The organism is Planktothrix paucivesiculata PCC 9631, from assembly GCF_900009265.2.
In the GTDB taxonomy this organism is placed as follows: domain Bacteria; phylum Cyanobacteriota; class Cyanobacteriia; order Cyanobacteriales; family Microcoleaceae; genus Planktothrix; species Planktothrix paucivesiculata.
The window spans coordinates 1-317 of the sequence record NZ_LR735158.1 but is presented as its reverse complement, the minus strand read 5'-3'; the positions used below and the strand labels follow the sequence as shown (position 1 = coordinate 317).

Genomic DNA, 317 nt, shown 5'->3' with positions numbered 1-317 from the left:
GATTTAGCTAAATTATCTAATCGAGTTTCCTCTGTTTCATCTTCCCCTTTTTTGAGGATTACCTTTCGATTCTTAGCGACTCCCCCTATATATTTTAATCCTTTTTTCTCTAACTCTTGTAGAAAACTTGTGTTATTTCCATACCCGGCATCTGTTAGCACAATTCCCGGTCGATATCCTCTTTCTAAGCTCCTCTGTATTAATTCTAATGCTATTTCCGGTTTCTTTTTAAATTCCGGGTCAGCTTTTCCTAAGGGTAATGACTCGGCTTTTTGATATAATTCTATATCTAATGGTAAGTTTTTTTTACCATCGTA

General features: G+C 35.3%; 1 protein-coding gene. It reads right to left on the bottom strand.

All coding sequences use genetic code 11. The features are described 5' to 3' along the window. Positions 1-317: transposase (locus PL9631_RS25925; RefSeq protein ID WP_156090737.1), on the bottom strand; the 317-nt coding region annotated here is incomplete at both ends.